Source organism: Vibrio sp. Hep-1b-8, from assembly GCF_006124995.1.
Taxonomy (GTDB): Bacteria; Pseudomonadota; Gammaproteobacteria; order Enterobacterales; family Vibrionaceae; genus Vibrio.
Genome location: NZ_QEWN01000027.1, coordinates 1 through 23,052 on the forward strand (window position 1 = coordinate 1; position 23,052 = coordinate 23,052).

At 42.6% G+C, this 23,052-nt stretch carries 25 protein-coding genes; 13 read left to right on the plus strand and 12 right to left on the minus strand.

All coding sequences use genetic code 11. The features are described from left to right. Positions 1 to 604: transposase (locus DA100_RS06725; protein WP_138971481.1), on the plus strand; the 604-nt coding region annotated here is incomplete at its 5' end. Between the two features lie 44 nt (positions 605 to 648). Here the strand turns inward: DA100_RS06725 and DA100_RS06730 are convergent. Beyond that, the gene (locus tag DA100_RS06730; RefSeq protein ID WP_138971482.1) at positions 649 to 1,437 is read right to left on the minus strand and encodes a M48 family metallopeptidase; all 789 of its coding nucleotides are present in this window, start codon (positions 1,435 to 1,437) and stop codon (positions 649 to 651) included. 92 nt (positions 1,438 to 1,529) lie between these two features. Between DA100_RS06730 and DA100_RS06735 the strand changes: the two genes are divergently transcribed. The 6 genes from DA100_RS06735 to DA100_RS06760 all read left to right on the plus strand — a co-directional run bounded on the left by DA100_RS06735 (position 1,530) and on the right by DA100_RS06760 (position 7,824). Continuing rightward, entirely contained in the window at positions 1,530 to 1,985 is a 456-nt protein-coding gene (locus tag DA100_RS06735; protein ID WP_138971483.1) for a hotdog fold thioesterase, read from the plus strand. Beyond that, entirely contained in the window at positions 1,982 to 2,215 is a 234-nt protein-coding gene (locus DA100_RS06740; RefSeq protein WP_138971484.1) for a DUF3389 domain-containing protein, read from the plus strand. Before DA100_RS06735 ends, DA100_RS06740 begins: the two co-directional genes overlap by 4 nt. A 76-nt stretch (positions 2,216 to 2,291) precedes the next feature. Continuing rightward, the gene (locus tag DA100_RS06745) at positions 2,292 to 4,004 is read left to right on the plus strand and encodes an SgrR family transcriptional regulator (protein ID WP_138971485.1); all 1,713 of its coding nucleotides are present in this window, start codon (positions 2,292 to 2,294) and stop codon (positions 4,002 to 4,004) included. A gap of 5 nt (positions 4,005 to 4,009) precedes the next feature. Beyond that, a complete protein-coding gene (locus DA100_RS06750; protein ID WP_138971486.1) occupies positions 4,010 to 4,261 on the plus strand; it encodes a hypothetical protein in 252 nt (83 codons plus the stop codon). Between the two features lie 502 nt (positions 4,262 to 4,763). Then, complete coding sequence (locus tag DA100_RS06755; protein WP_138971487.1) at positions 4,764 to 6,797, plus strand: TonB-dependent hemoglobin/transferrin/lactoferrin family receptor; 2,034 nt, start codon at positions 4,764 to 4,766, stop codon at positions 6,795 to 6,797. 130 nt (positions 6,798 to 6,927) lie between these two features. Continuing rightward, positions 6,928 to 7,824 (plus strand): LysR family transcriptional regulator, encoded by an 897-nt coding sequence (locus DA100_RS06760; RefSeq protein ID WP_138971488.1) that lies wholly within the window; start codon positions 6,928 to 6,930, stop codon positions 7,822 to 7,824. Positions 7,825 to 7,854: 30 nt separating this feature from the next. On the opposite strand, the gene DA100_RS06765 is transcribed toward DA100_RS06760, so the two are convergent. Beyond that, positions 7,855 to 10,539: a bifunctional acetate--CoA ligase family protein/GNAT family N-acetyltransferase gene (locus DA100_RS06765; RefSeq protein WP_138971489.1), complete on the minus strand. Its 2,685-nt coding sequence runs from the start codon at positions 10,537 to 10,539 to the stop codon at positions 7,855 to 7,857. A 219-nt stretch (positions 10,540 to 10,758) separates the two neighbouring features. Between DA100_RS06765 and DA100_RS06770 the strand changes: the two genes are divergently transcribed. Continuing rightward, positions 10,759 to 11,310 (plus strand): SPOR domain-containing protein, encoded by a 552-nt coding sequence (locus tag DA100_RS06770; RefSeq protein WP_138971490.1) that lies wholly within the window; start codon positions 10,759 to 10,761, stop codon positions 11,308 to 11,310. A 155-nt stretch (positions 11,311 to 11,465) separates the two neighbouring features. Continuing rightward, positions 11,466 to 12,458, plus strand: a complete 993-nt coding sequence (locus tag DA100_RS06775; RefSeq protein WP_138971491.1) for a D-alanine--D-alanine ligase — start codon at positions 11,466 to 11,468, stop codon at positions 12,456 to 12,458. On the opposite strand, the gene DA100_RS06780 is transcribed toward DA100_RS06775, so the two are convergent. Further along, on the minus strand, positions 12,455 to 13,411 hold the full coding sequence (locus DA100_RS06780; protein ID WP_138971492.1) for a tyrosine-type recombinase/integrase: 957 nt from the start codon (positions 13,409 to 13,411) through the stop codon (positions 12,455 to 12,457). The two genes, DA100_RS06775 and DA100_RS06780, sit on opposite strands and share 4 nt — an antisense overlap. A gap of 99 nt (positions 13,412 to 13,510) precedes the next feature. Here DA100_RS06780 and DA100_RS06785 point away from each other — a divergent pair, with 99 nt between their 5' ends. Together DA100_RS06785 and yciH are read left to right on the plus strand one after the other, a co-directional pair. Continuing rightward, positions 13,511 to 13,888: a DUF3319 domain-containing protein gene (locus DA100_RS06785; protein ID WP_138971502.1), complete on the plus strand. Its 378-nt coding sequence runs from the start codon at positions 13,511 to 13,513 to the stop codon at positions 13,886 to 13,888. A gap of 1 nt (position 13,889) precedes the next feature. Next, on the plus strand, positions 13,890 to 14,201 hold the full coding sequence (gene yciH / locus DA100_RS06790) for a stress response translation initiation inhibitor YciH (protein WP_138971493.1): 312 nt from the start codon (positions 13,890 to 13,892) through the stop codon (positions 14,199 to 14,201). 442 nt (positions 14,202 to 14,643) lie between these two features. Here the strand turns inward: yciH and DA100_RS06795 are convergent, their stop codons facing one another. The 4 genes from DA100_RS06795 to DA100_RS06810 all read right to left on the minus strand — a co-directional run bounded on the left by DA100_RS06795 (position 14,644) and on the right by DA100_RS06810 (position 16,614). Beyond that, positions 14,644 to 14,913 (minus strand): Txe/YoeB family addiction module toxin, encoded by a 270-nt coding sequence (locus tag DA100_RS06795; RefSeq protein ID WP_138971494.1) that lies wholly within the window; start codon positions 14,911 to 14,913, stop codon positions 14,644 to 14,646. After that, positions 14,906 to 15,160: a type II toxin-antitoxin system prevent-host-death family antitoxin gene (locus tag DA100_RS06800; protein WP_138971495.1), complete on the minus strand. Its 255-nt coding sequence runs from the start codon at positions 15,158 to 15,160 to the stop codon at positions 14,906 to 14,908. The genes DA100_RS06795 and DA100_RS06800 overlap by 8 nt, the downstream gene beginning before the upstream one ends. Positions 15,161 to 15,367: 207 nt before the next feature. After that, a complete protein-coding gene (locus DA100_RS06805; protein WP_138971496.1) occupies positions 15,368 to 15,868 on the minus strand; it encodes a hypothetical protein in 501 nt (166 codons plus the stop codon). Positions 15,869 to 16,074: 206 nt separating this feature from the next. Then, complete coding sequence (locus DA100_RS06810; protein WP_138971497.1) at positions 16,075 to 16,614, minus strand: hypothetical protein; 540 nt, start codon at positions 16,612 to 16,614, stop codon at positions 16,075 to 16,077. Between the two features lie 720 nt (positions 16,615 to 17,334). Between DA100_RS06810 and DA100_RS06815 the strand changes: the two genes are divergently transcribed. Both DA100_RS06815 and DA100_RS06820 read left to right on the plus strand, forming a co-directional pair. Next, on the plus strand, positions 17,335 to 18,678 hold the full coding sequence (locus DA100_RS06815; protein WP_138971498.1) for an ATP-binding protein: 1,344 nt from the start codon (positions 17,335 to 17,337) through the stop codon (positions 18,676 to 18,678). Further along, positions 18,662 to 19,327, plus strand: a complete 666-nt coding sequence (locus tag DA100_RS06820) for an RloB family protein (RefSeq protein WP_138971499.1) — start codon at positions 18,662 to 18,664, stop codon at positions 19,325 to 19,327. The genes DA100_RS06815 and DA100_RS06820 overlap by 17 nt, the downstream gene beginning before the upstream one ends. 68 nt (positions 19,328 to 19,395) lie before the next feature. Here DA100_RS06820 and DA100_RS06825 read toward each other — a convergent pair whose 3' ends face one another. The 5 genes from DA100_RS06825 to DA100_RS06845 form a co-directional block, all read right to left on the minus strand. Further along, positions 19,396 to 19,926, minus strand: coding sequence for a hypothetical protein (locus tag DA100_RS06825; RefSeq protein WP_138971500.1), 531 nt, complete (start codon positions 19,924 to 19,926; stop codon positions 19,396 to 19,398). Positions 19,927 to 20,127: 201 nt separating this feature from the next. Next, the gene (locus DA100_RS06830; RefSeq protein ID WP_138971501.1) at positions 20,128 to 20,538 is read right to left on the minus strand and encodes a hypothetical protein; all 411 of its coding nucleotides are present in this window, start codon (positions 20,536 to 20,538) and stop codon (positions 20,128 to 20,130) included. 529 nt (positions 20,539 to 21,067) lie between these two features. Continuing rightward, positions 21,068 to 21,502 carry an IS200/IS605 family transposase gene (gene tnpA / locus DA100_RS06835; protein ID WP_033007908.1) on the minus strand — a complete coding sequence of 145 codons (435 nt, stop codon included), beginning with the start codon at positions 21,500 to 21,502 and terminating at the stop codon, positions 21,068 to 21,070. 173 nt (positions 21,503 to 21,675) lie between these two features. Continuing rightward, on the minus strand, positions 21,676 to 21,822 hold the full coding sequence (locus DA100_RS06840; protein ID WP_138970604.1) for a YoaH family protein: 147 nt from the start codon (positions 21,820 to 21,822) through the stop codon (positions 21,676 to 21,678). A gap of 80 nt (positions 21,823 to 21,902) precedes the next feature. Continuing rightward, positions 21,903 to 23,052: conjugal transfer protein TraF (locus DA100_RS06845; RefSeq protein ID WP_240800886.1), on the minus strand; the 1,150-nt coding region annotated here is incomplete at its 5' end.

The window sequence follows — 23,052 nt, forward strand, 5'->3', positions numbered from 1 at the left end:
ATATACAACGGTTCGCAAACTGGGACGTGGAGAAGAATTAGTTGAGCTGAAGCTCTCTCCACAAGCAAAAAAGAAATGGTGTGATGCCCCGGAAATACTAGAGGCTCGCCTAATAACTAAGGTAGTTAAGGGGAAAGAAATACGACTGTTAACGTCAATGACAGACCCTTTACGTTACCCAGGAAAAGATATTGCGGAGCTTTACAGTCATCGGTGGGAGATAGAGTTAGGCTATCGAGAGATGAAGCAATATATGCTTCAAAACAGCCTTACTCTACGAAGCAAAAAACCAGAACTCGTTATACAAGAGTTGTGGGGGATGTTGCTAGCCTACAACTTACTTCGCTTCTTAATGTGCCAAATGGCTTACGACCAGAATAAAGTAATGCCTTATCAAATAGGCTTTAAGCAAGCGTCGTTGTTCTTAATAGGTCAGTTACAACTCCTTCCTGCTGTTGCGCCAGGTAGAATCCCTGAGGTAATGAACTACATACTCGATATGGCTGAGAGTTTTACGCTGCCAGAAAGGCGAGATAGGAGCTACCCAAGAGTGGTAAAAAGAAGGCCCAGTCGCTACGCGACTAGGCCTTCAAAAAGGTGTTAAATGCTTCTTAACTGACAAGCATTAAGCCAATGGCTCCCTTATTGTTATGAGCAGTTGACGCGAGCAACGGAATAGTTAGGCAAGCTGTTGATCTTGGCCGTCAAATCTTGAATACGCGTACTGTGTGAAGGGTGAGTAGAAAGAAGCTCTGGTGGTTGACTCCCGCCTGATGCTTTGGCCATATTTTTCCATAGTTCGATGCTCTGGTTTGGATCAAACCCAGATTTAGCCATCAACTCTAAACCAACCAAATCTGCTTCGGACTCTTGGGTACGACCATAAGGCATCAAGACCCCGTACTGAACGCCTAGTCCGAGCGCGGCCATTGTTGCTTGTCGATATTGTGCGTAACCTGACGAACCAAGAGCGATGCTTGTAATCTGTAAGCCGGCATTGGCTATTTGGGATTGGGATAGACGTTCATTACTATGATCCGCCAATACGTGAGCAATCTCATGACCGATAACCGTTGCCAACTGATCCTGATTAACTGCGACATTTAGTAACCCAGTGTAAACGCCTATTTTCCCCCCAGGTAGAGCAAAGGCATTGACTTGGTCACTATCAAAGACCACCACTTCCCAATCAGTAAACCCCGGTTGCTTTGGGACATGCTGAGTGATTGCCTTGGTTACACACTGAACGTAGGCGTTGGTCTTAGAATCTTTACTCACCGTTTGCTGTTGTTTCATTTGTTCAAATGATTGCGCGCCTAAGGAGCTCATATCCTGATCGGAAAACAGCAATAGCTGATTGCGTCCTGTAGGAGATGAAGTACAGGCAATCGCGGTCAATGCCGCAGCAATCGTTGAAATTTTTAACCACGTTCTCATCGAATTCTCCATTTCAAACGCAATATTACAATTGGTAAATCATAACATTAGGGTACAATCCTTGTTAACCATAGTTAAAAGTAGATTTAATCATGAGTATTTGGAAACAGCCGATCAATTTAGAGCTTCTTAACCACACATCAAAAAATACTTTGATAGAGCACCTCAATATTGTTTATACCGATTTTGGTGATGATTTTATTTGTGCGACTATGCCGGTATGCTCCTTTACTCATCAACCTTTGGGCATGCTGCATGGAGGAGCATCGGTTGTTCTTGCGGAAACACTCGGGTCTGTTGCTGCAAATTTCTGTGTACCAAAAGGAAGCTATTGTGTTGGTTTAGATATCAATGCTAACCATGTACGTTCAATGCGAAGCGGGCACGTGATTGGAACGGCGAAACCCATTCATTTGGGCGTTTCTACTCAAGTATGGCAGATTAACATTACCGACGAACGAGAAAGACTGGTCTGTACTAGCCGACTGACGATCGCCGTAAAATCAAAGCGTAAGACATCGGTTGACACTGAAGGTGCCAGCAAATGATGATCCCGTTTAGTGGCGGTAAGATCATCGCCACGGCATTTGAAGTGGTCATTAGGCTCGACGGGGTACACATGGTGAGCTTGCAAGCACAGAACGATGCTGTGACTTTAATTGGCAGAGGTGCGAATGTAATTTCAGCCAATGGTAGTGAGACCAAGTGGTCGGTTAAACTGGACAGTGAACAACAATTAATCGAGTTGTCTCAGCAAATAGGCTGTGAGATACAATAATTGATTTATCGCTTGATCCATTGCTACTAAATGGGGAAACTCGTTGTTAGATTAACAATAACGAGTTTTCCTCTTTATGAGCAGCCCAAGACTAAGAGTCCAATTTGAAACCCTGTTTGAACATTACAAAGGTCAAGACTGTGGTGTACAGCTCGAAGAAATCACAGAGATCTTATTCTGCACCCGACGCAATGCCCGTATCGTTCTCAATAAAATGGAAGAAGAAGGCTGGTTAGAGTGGCATCCAGCTCCTGGAAGAGGAAAACTTTCGCAACTGATATTCAAGCGCAGTCGCGCCGATGTTAGTGAGAATCTTGCTCGACGGTACTTGGAAGAGGGGAAAATTGGTCAAGCACTAAAAGTGCTAGACCATGATAGTGCTAAACTGGCCCAAGTGGTAGAGAGTTATCTCGGCATCGTCCATCAAGAGGGTCAACAGGTTGTTCGCCTCCCTTATTACCGGCCATTGACGACGCTTAACCCAAGCGTACCGATGCGACGTTCTGAACTTCATATTACTCAGCAAATCTTCAGTGGTTTGACTCAGATCGATGAATCTGAGCAGCTAAAACCCGACCTTGCCCATACATGGGAAATGCTCACTCCAACCCATTGGCGTTTCTATATCCGACCGAGTGTACGTTTTCACAATGGTGATCTACTCACCATGCAAAACATTGTTGATTGTCTTTCGTCTCTAAAAAGTAAAAATCTTTATTCCCATTTTTCACGAGTAGAATCTCCAGCACAGCAAATAATCGATATTCACCTAACACAAAACGATTTCCATCTGCCGCTACTGCTCTCCGAGTCCTGCGCAAAAATCATGCTACCAAGTGAGAGCAGGGCTGACAATTTCGATCTGTTTCCGATCGGAACTGGTCCTTATAAAGTGGTGCAAAATGATAATAAACGATTGGTATTGCAAGCATTTGATGGCTATTTCGGCTTTAGACCTTTACTTGACAGAGTGGAAGTGTGGGTAATTGACGAAGCGCATTCATCGATGGTGTTTCCAAGCCTAGCAAAGCCGATTAAGCCGGACGTTGCAAACTATGGAGATGAAGTAGAACTTGATCCTGGATGCACACTGTTACTGCTCAATCGTAAAAATGGGCTGGCGGTGAGTGATGAATGGGCGAGTTATTTTAGCCATCGATTAAGTACACTCAACTTGTTCCAGCAGCTACCACAGGAAAAAATCGTTGAGCTAGGTGTTCTGCCTGCGCATGGGCTAAAGCCAGGCTGGTACCATCATACAAAACAGGGTTACACCTCTCCACCATCTTACCGAACTGTTACGATTGCTTACCACGCTCAACACCCAATGTTTCCAACGTTAGTGAAGTGTATTGAAGCGATACTCAAGCACGATGGATTGAGCGTGAATCTGATTAAGTATGAGTTGACAGTTGACGATACCGCGGAAGTGGATATTTGGATAAAACCGATGGGAATTGCAACCAATCGAGATGACGCGCTAGCAGGTTGGTTGCTCAATTACAGTGATATCGAAGCCTTAAGCATGAGTAAAGATTTCGAATATTGGACAAAAGTAGTAAAACAGTGGCAAGCAACAGAAAATGCTAGTTTTCCAGCGAAAGAGCTTGGGAAATCTCTGGCTGAAAAGATGCAACTTATCCCAATGTTTCATTGTTGGCTAGGAGTTAGCAAAGACCAGTGTGGGGCGTTACAAAACGCTAAATGTAACGCTTTAGGCTGGTTCGACTTTAGTAAAGTATGGGTAAAACCAGCCTTGGATCTCACTTTTGAACAAAAAGAAGAGTAGTTATTTTGGCCAAACCCAATAAAAAACAGCCCTCTAAGACCGTAGACGTATTATGTACGAAATGTAAGTGTCACCTGTTTAAATACCGAAAAGGAGGCAAGGGGGCTTTAGTTAAATGTTTTAAAGAGCGAATAGTTGAAGATCACACGGATAAACCCTGTTTTTGTCCGAGTTGTGGTATCGAATTCGCCAGGGATACATTAGTTCGAGGCACGCCAGCATTCAAGATTATTGGCGGAAAAGTCACTATGAAGTAACCGATAGTCAGAATATTCTTTTGTGACATTTTCTCCGATCATGAATAGCGATAATTGTTTAAAACACGCTTGAGAGTGCGACTTTTGATCTGAGTCGATAAAAAACGTAAAAATCTCGTTAATAGGTATCATTGTTTTGTAAAGGTGTTAGAATAGCCGCAGTTTCGATTCGGTTTTTCCAACTTTACATTAAGGGTTTACAATGGAGCTAGGTCTCATCATCGCTTTCATCGTTGCAGCAGCTGTAATGGTTAAGAAAGAGATGGCAAGCACAAAATAATCGGTTTATTCATACCAATTTTCTTTTCCTTTTTTGAATAAACTCCAAAAAGCTCCTTAATAGGGGCTTTTTTAGTTTCTGGCTTCGCTATCAACCATTTTGTTATCCGCATAGCTTTCTCGTACTAGGTAGTAAATCCATTTAATAAAAGTGATAGTAACTATCATTTGTATTTGTATAATGAGCGCGAGAACTATAACTTAACATGAGAAATTACGGATAATGAAAGCCAACTTCAGCCTTATAGCATCAGCAGTGGTGCTTGCTCTAAGCGCAACTAATGTCCATGCTCAGGACACCACCACATTTGATGAATTAGTTGTCACAGCTTCTTTAGCTGATAAAACAAATCAAGATAAAAGTCGTTCTTTGAGTCGTATAGATGGTCAACAGCTTGAAGAAATGCAAGCCAATTCTGTTGCCGAAACCATTAAGTATGAACCTAACTTAACTGCCGTAGGCGCGAATGTGGCTGGGAACCAGTCCATCAACATCCGCGGCTTAAGTGGTAATAAAGTTCTACAAGTCATTGATGGAACGCGACAAAATATTCAATATGGACATCGTCCAAGCTACTTTTTAGATCCTGCTCTACTGGGTAGTTTAGAAGTGGTCAAGGGGCCGATAAGCTCACTATATGGTTCAGGCGCGATTGGCGGTGTTGTCATTCAAAATACGCTGACTGCTGATGATTTGATTGAAGATCAGGGGCTTGGTGGACGAGTAAAACTCGGTTACCAAGACAATGGCGATGTATGGACAAATTCTGCTGCAATTGCAGCGAAGCAAGATGAAGTAGACTGGATTCTAGCCGGCAGTTACAGTGATTCTGGCGATATGCAGCAAGGTAACGGCGACACCCTTTATGGAACCAAGTCAGAAAATCTGACTGGTCTTGCGAAATTAAACTGGCAAGTAAACCAAGCCCATAAATTGGGAGTAAGCCTCAGATACGCCGATCTTGATGGGCGTCCACCCGTCGTGGGCGATTCTAGTGGTCAGATTAATGATCCCGATAAGCTGATATCGCGAAAAGTGAAAGATTCATCTATCGCACTAAAATACGCCTATAACCCAGACTCGGAACTTATCAACTTAGAATCGTCTTTGTATAAAAACAGCTCCAAGATCTCTGAGCGTGACCCGAGCTACACGTCTGAGGATATTTCAGAGATTAACACAATAGGGTTAAACCTAAGTAACCAGTCTGAGCTAGGGAAGTGGAAAGTCCTTACTGGTCTGGACGCCTATCGTGATCAGCTTGATGCAACTCGTGCTGCGTCTGTGTCTGGTCGACCAGATCTTCCTCAGGACGCTGAGACAACGAATCTTGGTGCGTTTGCCTATATTAACTACGATATTTTACCGACGCTTATGCTAGATGCGGGTATGAGATACGACCGCTTTGAATCTGAAGCTAAGGGCTATGACAACAATAGCAAAGATTCTTTATCACCTTCAGTGGGATTGGCATGGCAAGCTCAGAAGTGGATGCTATGGTCGTTACGTTACGATGAAGCATTCCGAGCGGCGAATACATCAGAACTGTTTATGTCTGGTACCCACTTCTCTATGGGGCCAGCATCCAATGACTTCGTACCTAACCCTGAGCTAAATCCTGAAAAATCTCATAACATTGAACTTAAAGGTCAGTTCGACTTTGAAAATGTTTTTGTCGAGGACAAACTGTCATTTACTGCGGCAGCATTTAGAAACAAAGTGGAAGATTTGATCAATCTTGATGTAACGGTACCTGACCGTGCGAGCATGATCTCATGTATCATGGCGTCAGGCACTTCGTGTGGTGGCACAAGTACGCAGAAAAACATCGAAAATGCACGTATTGAAGGCTTTGAGTTAATGGCCAGCTATGCCGTATCAAATCTTGAATTGGGACTTTCTTATGGACAGACTCGTGGTAAAGACAGCGATACTCAAGAGTGGCTATCTTCGATGCCAGCAGATAAATGGGTCGCGAGTGCTGAATACGGACTGTGGGACTATGACACCAAACTTGGCACGAAAGTCACCTTGGTCGCCGATCAAGAGCGCCTACCTAACGACGATACGACAGGGCCTTACCAAGATTACGCCTTAGTTGACCTCTATGCGTCTTGGGAGCCAAGTGAGCGACTTACGGGACTCAAGGTTGATTTCGCTGTGATTAATGCAACAGATGAAAACTACCGACAAGCTTGGACACAAGTGTATCAACCAGGTCGTTCATTGCGAATTTCCGGTCAATACAATTTCTAGTGAAACGAATGACATACCAGCCACCTCTTGAGGTGGCTTTTTTAATCTAAATGCGCATACTAGAGCCATAACGTGCTAACGTATCAGACAATCTTTGTCGGTAACAAGTTTAAAGGCGACTCACAACAACATGCAAAGTCCAATCACACTAGAAGCATTGCATATACTAGATGCTATCGAACGACGAGGCAGTTTTGCAGCTGCCGCCAACGAGCTAGACCGCGCCCCGTCATCGCTGAGCTACCAGATCCAAAAGTTGGAACAAGATCTCGACATTATGATCTTTGACCGTTCTGGTCATAAAGCGAACTTCACCGAAGCAGGTAAACTGATCCTTGAACGCGGCCGTACGATACTTGCGGCGACAGAAAAACTTGTCAATGATGCTAGCGTGCTTGCAAACGGTTGGGAGCTCGATATCACTCTCGCCTATGATGGCATTATTCCGGTTAATAACTTTTTCCAAATGGTCAACGACCTTGGCAACGTAAGCTCCACTCGTATCAAGTTGCAAGAGGAGATCCTTGCGGGCTGTTGGGAGTCTCTCAATACAGGTCGTGCCGATCTGCTCGTTTGCCCAAAGATGGATACCTTGCCTCAGGATGTTAAAGCAGAAGTGATTGGGAGTATGGAAATGGTTTGGGTTGCTGCGACGGATCATTACGTCCACAAGCGTAGTGGCCATTTTGATGACAAAGCGCGTGAAAAATATCGCGTCATCGCCATCGCTGATACGGCTCGAGAACAACCGGCGATCAGTGTGAATATTATCCAGAGACAGCCGCGTTTGACGGTGACCAATTTCGCCGCCAAGGTTGACGCTCTCAGAGCCGGCTTAGGCATAGGTACTTTACCTAAAGCCCTTGCGACAGCGATGATAGAACGCGGTGAACTCAAGGCAATTACCGATGTTGAATCACAGCCGATCGAGATTATCCTCGCATGGAAACGCAATAAGATAGGCGAAGCAAAATCTTGGTGTATTCAATACTTAATGAAACACTGGAAAGCAAACGCAAAGATGTAAAACAAAGGGAGCTGAATCGCTCCCTTGATATTAGTCATTGAGTGGTAACACCATGTCGGCGATGCCGTCCTCAAACTGAACATCGAGTTTAAAGCCGAGTTTTTGTGCCAGCATTAGCATGCCGCGGTTGGTTGGCATTGTCATCCCAGACATCTGCTTGGTGCCTTTATTACGGCAGTACTCTATCACTTTGGTCATCAGTACTTTGCCCAAACCATTTCCTTTAAGATCTGAGCGAATCAAAATAGCGAACTCAGCATCTGTATTTTCTGGGTTAATCAGTGCTCGAGAAACACCGATAATAGGGCAACCTTCACGAGACTGACTGACTGCTACAAATGCCATCTCTCTGTCGTAATCGATTTGAGTTAAGTTTGCTAATGCCTCGTGATTAAACTCTCCGACGTCACTGAAAAATCGCTTGTAGAGATCTTCTTTAGAGACGTTGTGAATAAAATCGGCATGATAGGGCTCATCTTCAGGAAGTATTGGTCGTAGTAATACTTCTTCACCATCTTTAAGGGTGATGAGTTCTTCCGACTCGACAGGATAAGGACGGATAGCGAGTCTCTCTTGAGCATCACCTTCATAGCGCTCTAGTATCAGGTCTGCATCTAAGATGGTAAAATTGGAGCCGTTTGCCAGTACTGGATGTATATCCAGTTCATGAACTTGCGGGCAATCGACCACCATTTGAGAGATTCTTACCAATAACTCCGACAATCCATGAATATCCATTGGCTCAGGAAGCTTCTGAGGTCGAATCTTGCCATTTTTGATCGCTCGGATGATCAAGTAGCGAGCGAGTGCCATGTTGAGCGGAGGAAGGGCACTGGCTGCGTCTATCGACTCATCCCATTCGGAACCGCCTTGACCAATTAAAATGACCGGACCAAAGGTTTCGTCTGTTTTGACTTTAATTCGGATCTCTTCTCCGCCGGCCAGTTTAGCCATCCCCTGTACTAACAGACCATGGATATTAGCTGAAGGGTACGAGAGCTTCGTCCGATCGAGTATGGCTTCAGCCGCACTGGCTACCTCGGCACTGTTACGCAAATTGAGCATTACCCCCTGAACGTCAGACTTATGTGCAATATCAGGAGAACGAAGCTTGACCGCAACTGGGTAACCAATTTGCTCGGCGACATGGACGGCTTCGCTTGAATCTGACGCTATCCAAGTCGGCAGGACGTTAAAATTAAAGTGGCGTAAAAATGGCCCAATTTGGTGTGTATCTAGAGATACTGTGTTTTTGTCCAGTAGCTTTTCTTCAATCCACTTTTTCGCTTCATTTATCTCGGTCACGTGCACTGGCTCGGCAGTTGTGGGAGTTTCCATCAACTGTTTTTGGTTGCGCCTGTATTCCACAAGGTGCATGAATGCAACCACCGCGCTTTCAGGAGTGCGATATGTAGGAATGCCCGCCTGAGTAAAAATATCTCTTGCTGGTTTTGCGGTGAGTTCGCCTGACCAATTAGTGAGGAAGTTAAAGCGTTTATGCCTTGGATGGGATTTAATCGCCTCAACTAAAGCGAGGGCGGTTTGCTCAGATTGGGCGACAGCGGACGGACTGTGCATGATTAAGATCGCATCGGCACAGTCGGTATCCATCAGCGCATTAAGAGTATCAACGTAGCGGGTATGATCGGAATCACCGACCATATCAATTGGGTTGTTATGGCTCCAACTGGCTGGCAAGATCGTGCTAAGTTTCTCTATAGTTTCCTCAGACAGCTCAGCAAGTTGGCCGCCACGCTCTAGTAATGTATCGACCGCCATGATAGCGGGACCACCACCATTAGTGATAATGGCCAGACGTTCACCCCGTAGCGGTACTGAGTGAGTTAGAGTTTCAACCGCTGCGAATAACTCGTGCGAATTATTAACTCGTAGCATACCAGTACGTCTTATCGCTGAGTCATAAATAATATCGAGCGTATCGTCGCCACCAGTATGCGCCCTTGCAGCGATACGTCCGGCTAACGTTTTTCCTCCTTTTAGCACCAAGATCCTGCGGTTGCGTGATGCGGCACGAGCGGCAGACATAAAACGCCGAGCATCTTTAATGGTATCGACATAAAGCAAGATTGCTTCTGTATGCGTGTCGGTACTCAAATGATCGAGTAAGGCAGCAAAGTCAATATCAAGCGCATTACCAAGTGAAATGAACGCTGAAAATCCGATGTTTTTGTCATTAGCCCAGTCGAGTATTGTTGTGCACATAGCCGCAGACTGAGAAATAAAAGCGATTTTGCCTTGTTTGGCAGTTACGGGCGAAAAGGAAGCATTAAAATTGGCCCAAGGTAAGATTAGTCCAAGGCTGTTAGGGCCTAGGATTCGCATGCCACTCTGTTTTGCTATTTCCAAACAGGCATCTTGGATGCTCACACCCTCGTCGTTGGCAAAATGCATATCGGCCGAGAGAACAATCACCATTTTTACCTTTTTGTGCGCCATTTGCTCAAAAAGCCGCTGATTATAGCGCGCATGGGTACATAGAATCGCAACATCAGGAACGATTGGCAGATCATCTATCGTGGGGTAGGCGAGTACACCACAAACCGATGAGTATTTCGGTGTGACAGGCATGATTGCACCTTCAAATCCACCATGTAATAGATTTTTCATCACGATATTGCCAGCGCGCATCGGCTTAATTGACGCGCCGATAACAGCAACAGAACGAGGTTTCAAAAGATGATTCAAGTGACTCATTACGGATGCTCCAAAGCGGGCGATGAAGAATATCCTATCTAACCTTGGCTGTGATTGCTTGGAAGATTTGATGTTGTTTTAATCAGATCACTTGGGTTCCAGCTCAGTTTGTGCCTTATGTCACAGAGTATTGATATATAATTAGAATGTTGGGTTGATTCTCAGCGTATCTAACGGCATGATTTACAGTAACTTCTAGTTAAGGCATTTGAAAATTTCATGAAAAAAATTGCGATTGTTGGCTTATCAATGGTGCTTTCTGCATGTGTGTCGAACAAATACGTTACTGACGTCAGTTCAGAAAGCTATCGTGAAGAATACAAAGCAGCGAAGGTTGAACAGCCTGTTGTGACACAGCAAGGAGCGACTGCAGACATTACTGAGAGCAATGTCGTGGCTATGGAGAAGCCAGTGGTTCAAACTAAACCACAAACTAAGCCAGCCGTAGCAATTATCCCGCCGACATCAAAACAACAAGCAATGAACCCACGCTATGGTTTCACGATTCAGGTCGTTGCGGTAGGTTCCCAAACAAAAGTGGATCACTTTGCGCGCAAACTTCCTCGCGATAATCAGCCGATTTGGGAAAACTATAAAGTGGTCAACGGTACCAAATGGTATACTGTGCTCTACGGTGATTACGCAACGCGTACCGATGCTAAAGCGGCAATAGCTGAACTACCTGAAGAATTCCGCACGCTTCAGCCTTTTGTTAAGAGCATTGACGAAATCAAGAACTCGCAATATCCAACACTGAACAAGCTAAATTAATCAAGAAGGGGCATCTAGCCCCTTTTTTCATGCTTAATTAATGGTCATTCAAACGGTATTGTTGCTTTTTACGGCCTAAAACCGTGTAAGTTAGCGTACTTTTGATTATCATGGCTAAATTAATCCCTCTGTTGTATCACGGAAAGATCTACTAAATGACTAATACGACAATTCTACTTCTTTGTGGCGGTGGCTCATCAGAGCACGAAGTGTCACTCGTTTCCGCTAACTTTATTCAATCTCAGCTCGAGCTTACACCAGAGTTCAAGGTTATTCGTGTCGAGATGAAAACAGATGGATGGTATACCGAGAGCGGTCAACTTGCGTATCTAGACACTAACTCAGGAACGATTAATACGGATAACGATTCGGTTAAGCTTGATTTCATTGTTCCGTGCATCCACGGCTTTCCTGGAGAGACTGGCGATATCCAATCTATGTTAGAGTTGGCTGGCATTCCGTATTTAGGTTGCGGCCCTGAAGCAAGTTCGAACAGCTTTAATAAAATCACGTCAAAACTATGGTACGACGCGCTAGGCATCCCAAACACACCTTACATCTTTTTATCAGATAATAATGAACAAGCATTCCAAGCGAGTAAGGAAGCATTTGAAAAGTGGGGCAGCGTATTTGTTAAAGCGGCTCGCCAAGGATCTTCGGTTGGTTGTTACAAGGTAACTAATATCGAACAGTTACCGCAGGCGCTTAACGACGCGTTTAGTTATTCTGATCAAGTTTTGGTCGAACAAGCAGTTAAGCCTCGTGAACTTGAAGTCGCAGCGTATGAATATCAAGGTAAGCTATATATTTCTAAACCAGGCGAAGTCATTGCACCGGAAGATGCTTTCTACACCTACGAAGAGAAGTACAGCGCTTCAAGCCATTCAAAAACAGAAATTGAAGCATCCAACTTAACTTCACAACAGCTCGAGATGATTCGCTCTAGCTCAGAAAAAGTATTTACTCAGATGCGACTAAGACATTTATCACGTATCGACTTTTTCCTCACTCCGGAAGGTAATATCTACTTAAATGAGGTTAATACTTTCCCGGGAATGACGCCAATTTCGATGTTCCCTAAAATGCTTGAAAACAATGGCCATAAGTTCGCTAATTTCTTAGCCGATTGTGTGCGTCGTTCACTTTAATTCCACGGTTTGAAGCTTTTAAAAGCTAACCGTTCAGCGGCTGCTTGTGTCCTGTTGCCAAGATATTGATAGGGCATAGCAGCACTTTGCCATCGACCAAAGTGTTGAATTTCTTTTACTTTAACACCTTGAGCGGCCATTTCTGCCACAGCGCCCACCCGAAGCGACTGCCCCGAAAACTGTAGATCCAATCCCAGCTTATCGCTGGCAGCCCTCAGTATGCGATAGATTGAAGAGTCATCGAGTGATGAGCTGTTTAAATTGCCGTGTTTATCAATCGCGCTGAATAGTGCACCTTGATGAAGGCCTCGGTATGTCAGCCACTTATTTATATACTGCGTTGCTTGAGATGATAACGGATACCGGTTTTGACCCAAGATCACGCCTATATTTTCTTCCGCGCAATCTAAATCTTGGAAATTGAGCTTCTTTAACTCTGAACGCTTTAACATGCACTCAAACATCACAAAATAGATAGCGAGATTCCGAATATGGCTTAGCTGAGTAGAGTGGGCTAACTTCTCGGCAAGATCGTCTAGATGCCAGCGTGTAAAAGGTGTCGTAGATTTAGCGTCTTGCTTCTTATTGATACGAAGTTGCGATAGTACCGTTCTAACGGCAACGCTAGAGGTTGGGTCACTGTCTGCAAGAATTCGGTGAATAAGGCTTATTGTTACACTGTAGCGTTTTATCGTTGCTAGCTTTCGGTGCGTTGATTCTTTCTCTAGGAATAACCTGACCGCAGTGGCAGAAGCAGGAAGAGGACATACATGCTTATTTTCACAGAATGCTACGAACAAGTTCCAGTCTTTGCGCATAGCTAACAGTGAGTTACGTGCGTAGTTACCTTCTGTTAACTCATCGACATCGTCTAAACTAACGCATGAAGAGAACTTTAAAACTAGGTTCTTTTTTAATGCTTCATCTGTGATGAGACGAACAGTTTTCCTCATAATCACGCACTATAACCAATAAACTTGTACTAAATATACTTGAAAATGAGCAATTTACAATTATTATTAAACTTACTGTATAAGAAGATAATAATGATTATGGCTGCTGCAACTTATCGAGGCTTTACCCTCAAAACTGTTGGAAACTCTACAGATATTTGGCAAGTTCAAATTAAAAATCATCTGCTGACAGGAAGCATGGCGGCGGTGAAGAAAAGTATTGATTGGTTTTGCGACACTGCAACAATCATTGATCCAAAAGAGTTTAGCTCTCTCGCCAATAAAAAGGCAGGATCAGGTAAACCATCCCAAGAAAATTTCCACGGTTTTACAATCAAGAATGATACTGGTGAACCCAATTCATGGTATTGTTTCTTCAATGGCCGCCTAATCAAAGGCGGAAAGCTTGCTATTCAGAAGCATATAGAGGCATACTTGCTGGCCAAACAGAAAGCGGAACAGCTACAGAAGAAATAATATGACTCTTGTATATAGTACTGACGTTGGTCGTATCACACCAGAAGTTCAAAAGCCCGAAAGAGAAAAGGGCGATGGTATCGTTCGAATCGAGCGCCAAACTAAAGGTCGCAAAGGAAAAGGGGTTTCAATCGTAACAGGTCTAGATCTAGATGATGCTCCGTTAAAACTACTCGCCGCCGAGCTAAAAAAAGTTTGTGGCTGCGGTGGTTCCATTAAGGATGGAAAAATTGAAATTCAAGGCGACGCTCGCGAAAAAATCAAAGTGTTCCTCGAAAAAAGAGGCTACACCGTAAAGTTAGCGGGTGGTTAATTCGCCTCAATTCCTCCTTCTGTAGAGCAGTTTGGCTGCTCTACTTACTTTCATGAATCATCCTTCCTTTCACTAGTTACCCGTTTTTATCATCAGTTTTACTCAAATCAATATGCATTAGCCGCGATTAAAAACGATGGCACGCTAGTAACGTATAAACGACAGATAAGTAATGATCCTAATAATCAGTAAATTAATCTTTGATTATCTTACTGATTATTAGGTATTTTATGGTAAATCAATTATGTTGAATAACTTAGGCGATAAACGCAGTAGAGTAAGTCAAACGGGCAATTGATTAGCTGAACTACATATGACATTTAACATAATATACATAATACGCACTGAGGGGTGTGACAACGGCCAACACACTCTGTGTGAAATCTGTGTCTTTTGAACAGTAACTCCCCGACCCATATATAAAAAACAGCATATCCGGCTTTTAATAATGGTAACGGCACGAAATAATCGTTATGGCTTGTTCATCGACGACATAAACCAGTCGGTTGGTATCATCAATTCTGCGTGACCAGAATCCAGATAAGTTCTCTTTTAACGGCTCTGGTTTACCAATACCTTCAAACGGAGAGCGTTTCACATCGGTAATGAGCTTGTTGATGCGCTTGAGGGTTTTCTTGTCTTGGCCTTGCCAATACACATAATCCCCCCAGGCTTCATCGGTCCACGCCAATAAACGGCGCTCACTACTCATCGATCAGATCTCGCTGGGTTGTTTTCCCCGCTCGATACTGTGCGATAGAACGATTCAAATGCTCTGCATTTTGCGGTGAACGCAGCAAATGCACGGTTTCCATCAGACTGTTGTAATAGTCTAAAGACATCACAACGGCATCTTCAGCATCACGACGCGTGATGACCGTGGTGTCAGCGTCGTTCACGACACCATCCAGCACGGCTTTAAGACCATTTCTAGCCTCAGTAAAAGAGACAACTCTCATAGCACCTCCACATGTACAGTTAACAGAACAAGTATAAACCTACACGTTAGACATGTACACTTTAAAGTACATCTAGAAGTTAACAGTATGCTTAAAACCCCATAAGTCTAAAGTAACGATCCCACTCCCCAGAAAACATCAATTTGTAAGTATTTTCAGTTGTAATGTGCGTTGAATGTGACGCACAAAAAAGCCCACGTACGTGGGCTATCTTTCTTTCAGCAAGTCTAACGCTAACTTAGTTTGAATTACATCGAATGGTTGATAATGCCGTTCTATCAACTTCTTCAAATCAGCTTCGTCATCGACACTCAATTGAATGTGTTTTCTATCTTCAGGACTCACAAACTCACCATAAACCGGTGGAGATAACCAACCTTGTTCTTGAATCATTGCTAAAAACTGGGTTTCTCCTTGCTGCTTCAACATCCACTCTAATTTATTTCGAGCGTCTTCAGAGCAATTGAACATCGCCATATTAGACAAATACATCAACACACTTCCTTGCTTGTCTTGTGGCAATCCAATAAGCCATTTACTAACAGGAAACGGGTTATTGTTTCGAGTTTCTTCTAAGCAAAAACCGACTTTATCATCAAAGTCTCGAACAGCAGATTGAGCAATATCTGATAATTGTCCATAGCCAGCTATATCAGTGTATAGTTTTTCTGCACTAACATTACATGATAGTAAAATGCTTACACTCATCAGTATGTTACCTAGTAGTTTCACTGACACACCCCCAAAACTCTTGTTCTCTACCTTGTGATAGCAGTGGTAAAGCGCTCGTGATTTCACAGGTCATACATGTACTTCAAGTCACAGGCTTGGTGTTAATGAACGTATATGACTGTGGTGCAATATCTCACTCGCTGATGTCACAAAAAAGCCCATCTATGTGGGTTTTGCTATAACTAGTCGTCGGCACTTCTCAGCTTAATCAGCAATTCTCCCATGGCGATCCCATCGAAAGGTAAATAGTTTCGTTCAACAAGTCGCTTTAGCGCTTGTTCATCTTCTTTTGTTAATTTTATACCTTCGAACTTCTTTTTATGCTTCAAGGCTGAGTGGCCATAGACAGGAGCCTCGAACCATCCTTCTTGCTCAAGCACTGCCAAAGCTCGAGATTCCTCATTATGTTCTAAGGTTTGAATCAATTTATTTTGTTCACCTAAAACACAGTTATAGCTAGTTAAGCTATGCAGATACACAAGGACACTGTTCTGTTTTTCTTTTGGCAAAGATATCAACCAATCATTAACTGGATACGGATTGTTCTTGCGTAGTTTTTTATCATTGCACTCTCTAAATTTCACAATGTAATTGACGTAAGCAATCCTTGATTCAACTGTGTTTAAGCTTAAATTATCTGGAATCTCAATTTCTGCATAAGCGAATGAACAACTAAGCGCGACTAAACTACATAGCGTGGTAAACACATTTCCAAAATTCATTTTCTTTTCCCTGAGACTCTAACCATTGTTCAAAAGCTATGTCAGCAATCACCTTTCTCTGTATGTCATTGGCGGAAAGCATTACTTTTGAAAAGCCCTCCCAGTCATACGTAGCAACATTCGTCAGCTTTTCATGAGGTTGACCTTTAAGAAAAATATAAAAAAACGGGATCTCGGCGATCACCCTTGATTGGTTCCTATTATGGTTAAGTAACAAGGTTGTGGCATCGTTAAATATTCAAACGGTTGTATACGTCCATCGAGCCTATCAAATCGCTTGTATTCACTTCAAGTCAGGGTTGGTGTTAATGAACGAATATCACTGTGGGACAATATCTCACTCGCTGATGCCACAAAAACACCTCATCACCGCTAGAATCCAGCCTCGCAGAGACTAACCGCACCAGTGGCGCTCAATGCCACTGCAACCCAGAGAAGCCAAACACGCTATGCGCAGTCGCGAAGACTGAGCAGCGAGCATAGCATTGATTACCCTTCCCTACGTTCCGCAAACGCAGTGCGCCAGTGTTTGAGCGTTAGCGAGTCAACCCCGTATAGTAATACGGGGTGAAAGTCTTACGTTTTCTACCTATTCCTACTTGTGATTTCTCAAAAACTAAAAATTCATTCAAAAAACGACCAAGCAACACCTTGTAAGCTTGATTTTTGAAAAAAAATGCTAAAAACTACGCTTACAAGTAGAAATAAGGTGTATTAAAGATGATTTTAAGATTTGGTTGTGAGAACTTTAAGTCTGTAGGTTCCTACCAAGAGCTGTTGATGACCGCTACTAGTAGTAAAGTGGAATCAAACCACAATGTCTTTATTAGTCCAGCTGCTCGAGCTGAAGTTCTACCTATCACTGCTATTTACGGTGCTAATGGCTCAGGTAAAACGAACATGATTTCTGCATTAAGGTTCTTTGTTCAAAGTATCCTTTTTACTAGAAGACGTGGTTTTGATGATGTCAACGTTCCTGTTTTCCGACTAGAGGAAGGATATGCAGATCACGAAAGTACTTTCGATATCGATTTCGTTTTGAACGATAAGCACTACCATTATGGCTATGCTGTTAAAGGCGACACTGTTACTAGCGAATGGCTGTACTCATTTTCATATGTAAGCAGAAAGTCTCGGACTGTTCTTTTTCATAGAGATATTGAACACGAAGACTCTGAATATTATTTCAACAAAGCATTTAAGGGTAATAACAAAGCTATATCAGATATTGTTGATAAAAGTCAGCTATTTATGTCGGTAGCGGCGGCGAGCAAGCACGAAATATGTAGCGAAATATCTGATTACTTTGAAACTTCTTATAAATTTAGGTTTTCTAGTTCTAAGAACGAAGAAAATATTGCGAAACAAATTAAGAAGTACAACCTCGAATCAGAAATTTCTGAGTTTTTGTCAGCTATTGACGTTGGCGCGGCTGAATTAAAAATAACAGAAGTTGAAGTCGACTCTGAAATGCACAACATGCGAAGTAGCTTAGCGGACGCTTTAGTTGGAGTTCTCGCCAATGATAAAAATGAAGACATGCTTCAAGGCTTAAAAAGTGAATTGTTAACCAACACCGAATATCGCATCGTAATCACTAGGCATGATAGTCAGAACAAACCTGTAGAGTTTAGTTTTAACAATGAAAGTCTTGGTACTAGAGCTATTATTTCTCTGCTCGTATCTGTTTTTATGGTACTGCGTCAAGGCGGAGTATTTGTTGTTGATGAATTAGAATCAAGTTTACATACACTCCTTTCTTTGAAAGTTGTTGAGTTGTTTAATTGCAAGAAGATAAACGGAAAAGGCGCTCAGCTGATTTTTACTACACATGAAACACAGCTCTTGAACTTTGCTGGCTTCAGAAAAGATGAGATATGGCTAACGGAGAAGTGTATAGATGGTAGTACTAACCTAGCTCCGCTTTCTGATTACTCAATTCCTAAGCGTTCAAATGTAAGAAACGGTTATTTAGATGGACGATTTGGTGCAGTACCTTTCCTAGGATTGGTTGATAGCTTTGAAAAGATTTGGGGGGCTGAAGCTAATGGCGAGAAAAATTAGACCAAGCCGCTCCATAAAAAGAAGAAATCAACCAACTAAAAAACCACGAGTACGAATTATCGCTTTTTGCGAAGGTCAAAATACTGAACCTCATTTTATACAAGATTTCAGTAACATGTATGGTAATGGGCTAGTGAGTATAAGACTTGTCCCAGCTGCAGGCGTTCCATATACGATAGTTGATTCTTGTGTACAAGAGAAAGCTAACCAAGAGAGAATTTACCGAAGATCTAAGGATCCTTTGGATAAAAATTATCAGATTTGGGCTGTTTTCGATAGAGATGATCACAAGAGAATGCCCGCGACATTTGACAAGGCTAAAGGAAATAAAATTAAGGTAGCTTATTCCAATCCGTGCTTTGAACTTTGGCCTTATCTTTACATAACCAATCAAACCGCTGGTTTACATAGGCATGATATGCAAAAGAAACTTGAGCAAGTTTTGGATGGGTATGATAAAGATAAGAGTAAATCTGTTTGCCTCAAAACCTTGAATAGCTTAGGTTGTTATGAAAAGGCAAAACAACGTGCTATTGCATTAAAAGATAAGCATGACGATGAAGAAACACACTTTATTGAAGCCAATCCATCCACTAATGCTTACGAGCTTTTTGACGAAATAATCAAAAATGGAAAACCAAAAAAATAGGGCCTAACAGGTAATGCCGATCAGTTAAGGCTTAAATGATCGGCATTACACGTATGTGGGCTCGTCGTTTAGTCATGCCTGAACTTGAAGAGTAATTCTCCCATACCTATGCCGTTAAAAGGCAAATAGTGTTGCTCAGTAAGTTGAGTCAGTGCTTTCTTATCGTCTTCGGTCAATTTAATTATCGCTTTATCTTGTTTGCTTGTGGCTAGCTCTCCGTAAACAGGGATATTCAACCAACCTTCTTTTTTCAACATAGTTAAAGCGTGTTGTTCATTTTCGCTTTCAAGAGTATCGATAAGCTTATCTCGTTCAGAATCCAGGCATCTTGACTCTGCCAAGCTATATAAATAAACCACAACGCTAGCTTGTTTTTCTCGTGGTAGAGAAAGCAGCCAATCATTGATCGGATATGGGTTATTCGTGCGGTTTTCTTTGTCCCCACACTGATCAAACTTTTGCATAAAGCTTGTATATGCTTCTATTGCAGTAGTGGATTTAAGTCCCAAATGTGCTGGAATTTCAATTTCTGCATAAGCGAATGAACAACTAAGCGCGACTAAACTGCATAGCGTGGTAAGCACATGTCCAAAATTCATTTTCTTTTCCCTGAGACTCTAACCATTGTTCAAAAGCTATGTCAGCAATCACCTTTCTCTGTATGTCATTTACCGATTATGATGTGCGTTAGCCTTACCACACAAGTTACACCGTAACGCGCATGTTACACCCGATGGTTTAGGGATTAACCAGAAAAGGTAATTAACCCCTAATACCCCATCAAATTTGTTACAGCGTCACTATTTTAGAGCTTGCTTAACCGGCGCTAATTGCCAATCGTTGTAAGCATATGAGCGCGCGCCGGCCATATAACGTAGGTTTAAATTGCGATTTGAAAGCAGTATTTCGACGAATAGATCGTTCTCGCTACGGCTAACAGGCGTAAACCTCAGAATATCGCCATGACAAGTTCTTGCAAACTCCAGGGGCGTTCCATTCGCAAGAATACTAACACTCTCATTATCGACGAAATACTCACTGCTGCCGCACTCTACTCCTCGAAGGGTCAAAGAAAGTTGCTTTTGCTTCGCCACCTCTAGCGTGGGCAAAGCAATAGACTCTGCGATAACGTCTTGTTGTTTCGCGATTACTGGCGAGGCAGTTATAGCCAAAAAAACAGCGGCTAGGCTGAATTTAGTTCGTAGGTTCATTATGTGTTCCTGTGATTCACTATATTTCTAAGCCTATCAGAGACATCACAAAATGGAATCCAATTCATCAACTAGTGTGACGTTTTTTCAGTACTTTCAAACCACAACACCAAACTTCTGTAAACAAACAGCATATCGATACCATGTAATTACGATACGGGAATCGTTACGCCGCAACCCCACAGAACAATACACTGGGTGACAGTAAGCGCTTGCACACAGCACTTTCATTTATGTAATTTAATTACAAACCATGTTTATTGGTAATCGCCAATAGCACAAAATGCCACGCTAAGTTATTGAAATAATTAAACAACCGATAATCACTAGCCATTACCGAGCAGACTTTCAGCAACTTACAGAATCGATGATTTTTAGTTGATTGAGCTACGTACGTCGGAGTGGAGGATTTTCGTTATTGTTTGTCGGTATGGAGATTTAGTTATAGTGCGCCTTGGTCTAACAGGTGTAAATTACCACCTTCTAAAGAAGGTGGCTTTGTGTGAGCCCCCTAAAAGGGGGCCTTTGTTTAATCCAACGCCAACTGGTGCTGCTCTACTCGCTCTTGCTTCTCTTGATGTCTTACATATCGGCGTATGATTTCTTCATTGATTCCAACACTATCGACAAAATAGCCTCTTTGCCAAAAGTGATTACCCCAAAGCCTGTTCTTCCTAAGATGAGGAAACTTACTAAATAGCTTTAAGGCTATTTTGCCTTTCAATACCCCCATCAACTTGGATATCGATAGCTTTGGTGGAATCTTTACTACTAAATGCACGTGGTCAACTTGTATGTTTAACTCTACTACTTCACATCCAAGTTGATTACAGTAAACATAAATACATCGATAAACTTCTTTACCTATATTGTTCTTCAAGATCCTAAATCGATACTTTGGAGTCCACACTATATGGTATTGACATCGCCAAAATACGTGGGAAGCTTGATTGTATCTACTCATGTTATTTGTCCTCTTTGACTTCTGGAAAAATCAAAGACGCATTTAGCATGAGTAGTTTTACAGGCAAAGCCGAAACGGATGATAACCACCTACTGAAGTAGGTGGTTTAGGGCTGAAAATAAAAAAAGAGCAGTTCCCTGCTCTCTTTATAATGTTTAGTATTTTCTCGTCGATTACTGGTTGGCAGCTTTTTCTCGAATCTGTTCAGCGACAACTTTAATCGCTTGTGCTGTACTCATGCCCTCTGCCATTAGTTTTTGAATTTCTTCGACTGCTTTTTGTTGTTGTTCGTGTGTCAGTGGTGGCAAATCGTCAAACATAAAAAAGGCTCCTGATATTTTAGGAGCCGACTATAGTACGAATTACAGAGAAAGGCTAGTGACCTACCCTAACGATTTAGTTAGTAGCTTGTCAGGAAGTTAATGTAGGCTCCCATTGAATTTTCGTTGGTGTAACTCGCACCTATATCAAGTTGGAATAGGTTCAATGGAGACAAGCCGATACCAGCAGTAACTGTGTCATCTAGATTGTCGTAAGCCAGATTGCGATTCCAACCTGCACGCAGTTTTAACTGGCGCATGATGTCAATCTCACCACCTACTCTTAACATCTGAGTGTTGTCGTTAAAATTGGTGTAGCGCTCTTCTTCATTTAAATCGTAGTCAACACTAATCGTTGCGTAATCAGCAACCAATCCAACACCCACGGTATAAAGTGGTCTCATCTGGTATGAGTAACTAATGGCCGACTTTCCACTTACTGAGGAAGGAATAGTCAGTGTTTCAATGTCTCTGGACACTAGGTTTGTAGCTGAGAAGCCTACACGTAATGGACCATAAAACCATAAGAAGCCAGCATCCATGTTAAACATCGTTTCACCCGTTCCGTTGTCGCGGACGTCTTTGATGTCATAATTGGTGAAACTCGCCTCGTAAACATATGTATAGATACGCTGTAGTTTAGGTGTGATACCAAACGAAATATGCTGACCTAAGAACGTTTGATATTTTGCCAATGAGATCCCGACTTCAGTAACACCTACAGAGACAGCGTTGACTGTGCTATTTTGTGCGTTTTCTAGTATGCGCAGATCGCTATTGCTGTTAGTACTATCGTTAGCAATTTGTGGAGTAGCGTATGATTCAGCGTATGCTTTACCGAAAATATTAGCTGCTATATAGCGGTTAGGAATGGCAAATGCTACTACACCTCCAAGTTCTAATTTAGCAATATCTCCGTCGAGAGCCTTTAACGTGGCATCAAGTTCGTTAATATCGATACTTGAAATGTTATTAGATGCAGCCGCTATTAAGTCAGAAGCTTTTTCAAGATCATCAACCATCATATGTTCATCGCTATACGATAAACCAAAACTTGGTGTGATCATGCCAACGTCATCATTACGACGATAGATTGCAGTGAGTGCTGGGTTGTAGAAAGGAGCAGTTAGAAAATTTGCCGAGACAACGCCAACGCCACCCATTGCATCTCCGCGAGCTTCAATCGCGTAGTTAGCTGCCAAAGCCGTTCCCGAAGCCAAAGCGATAGAC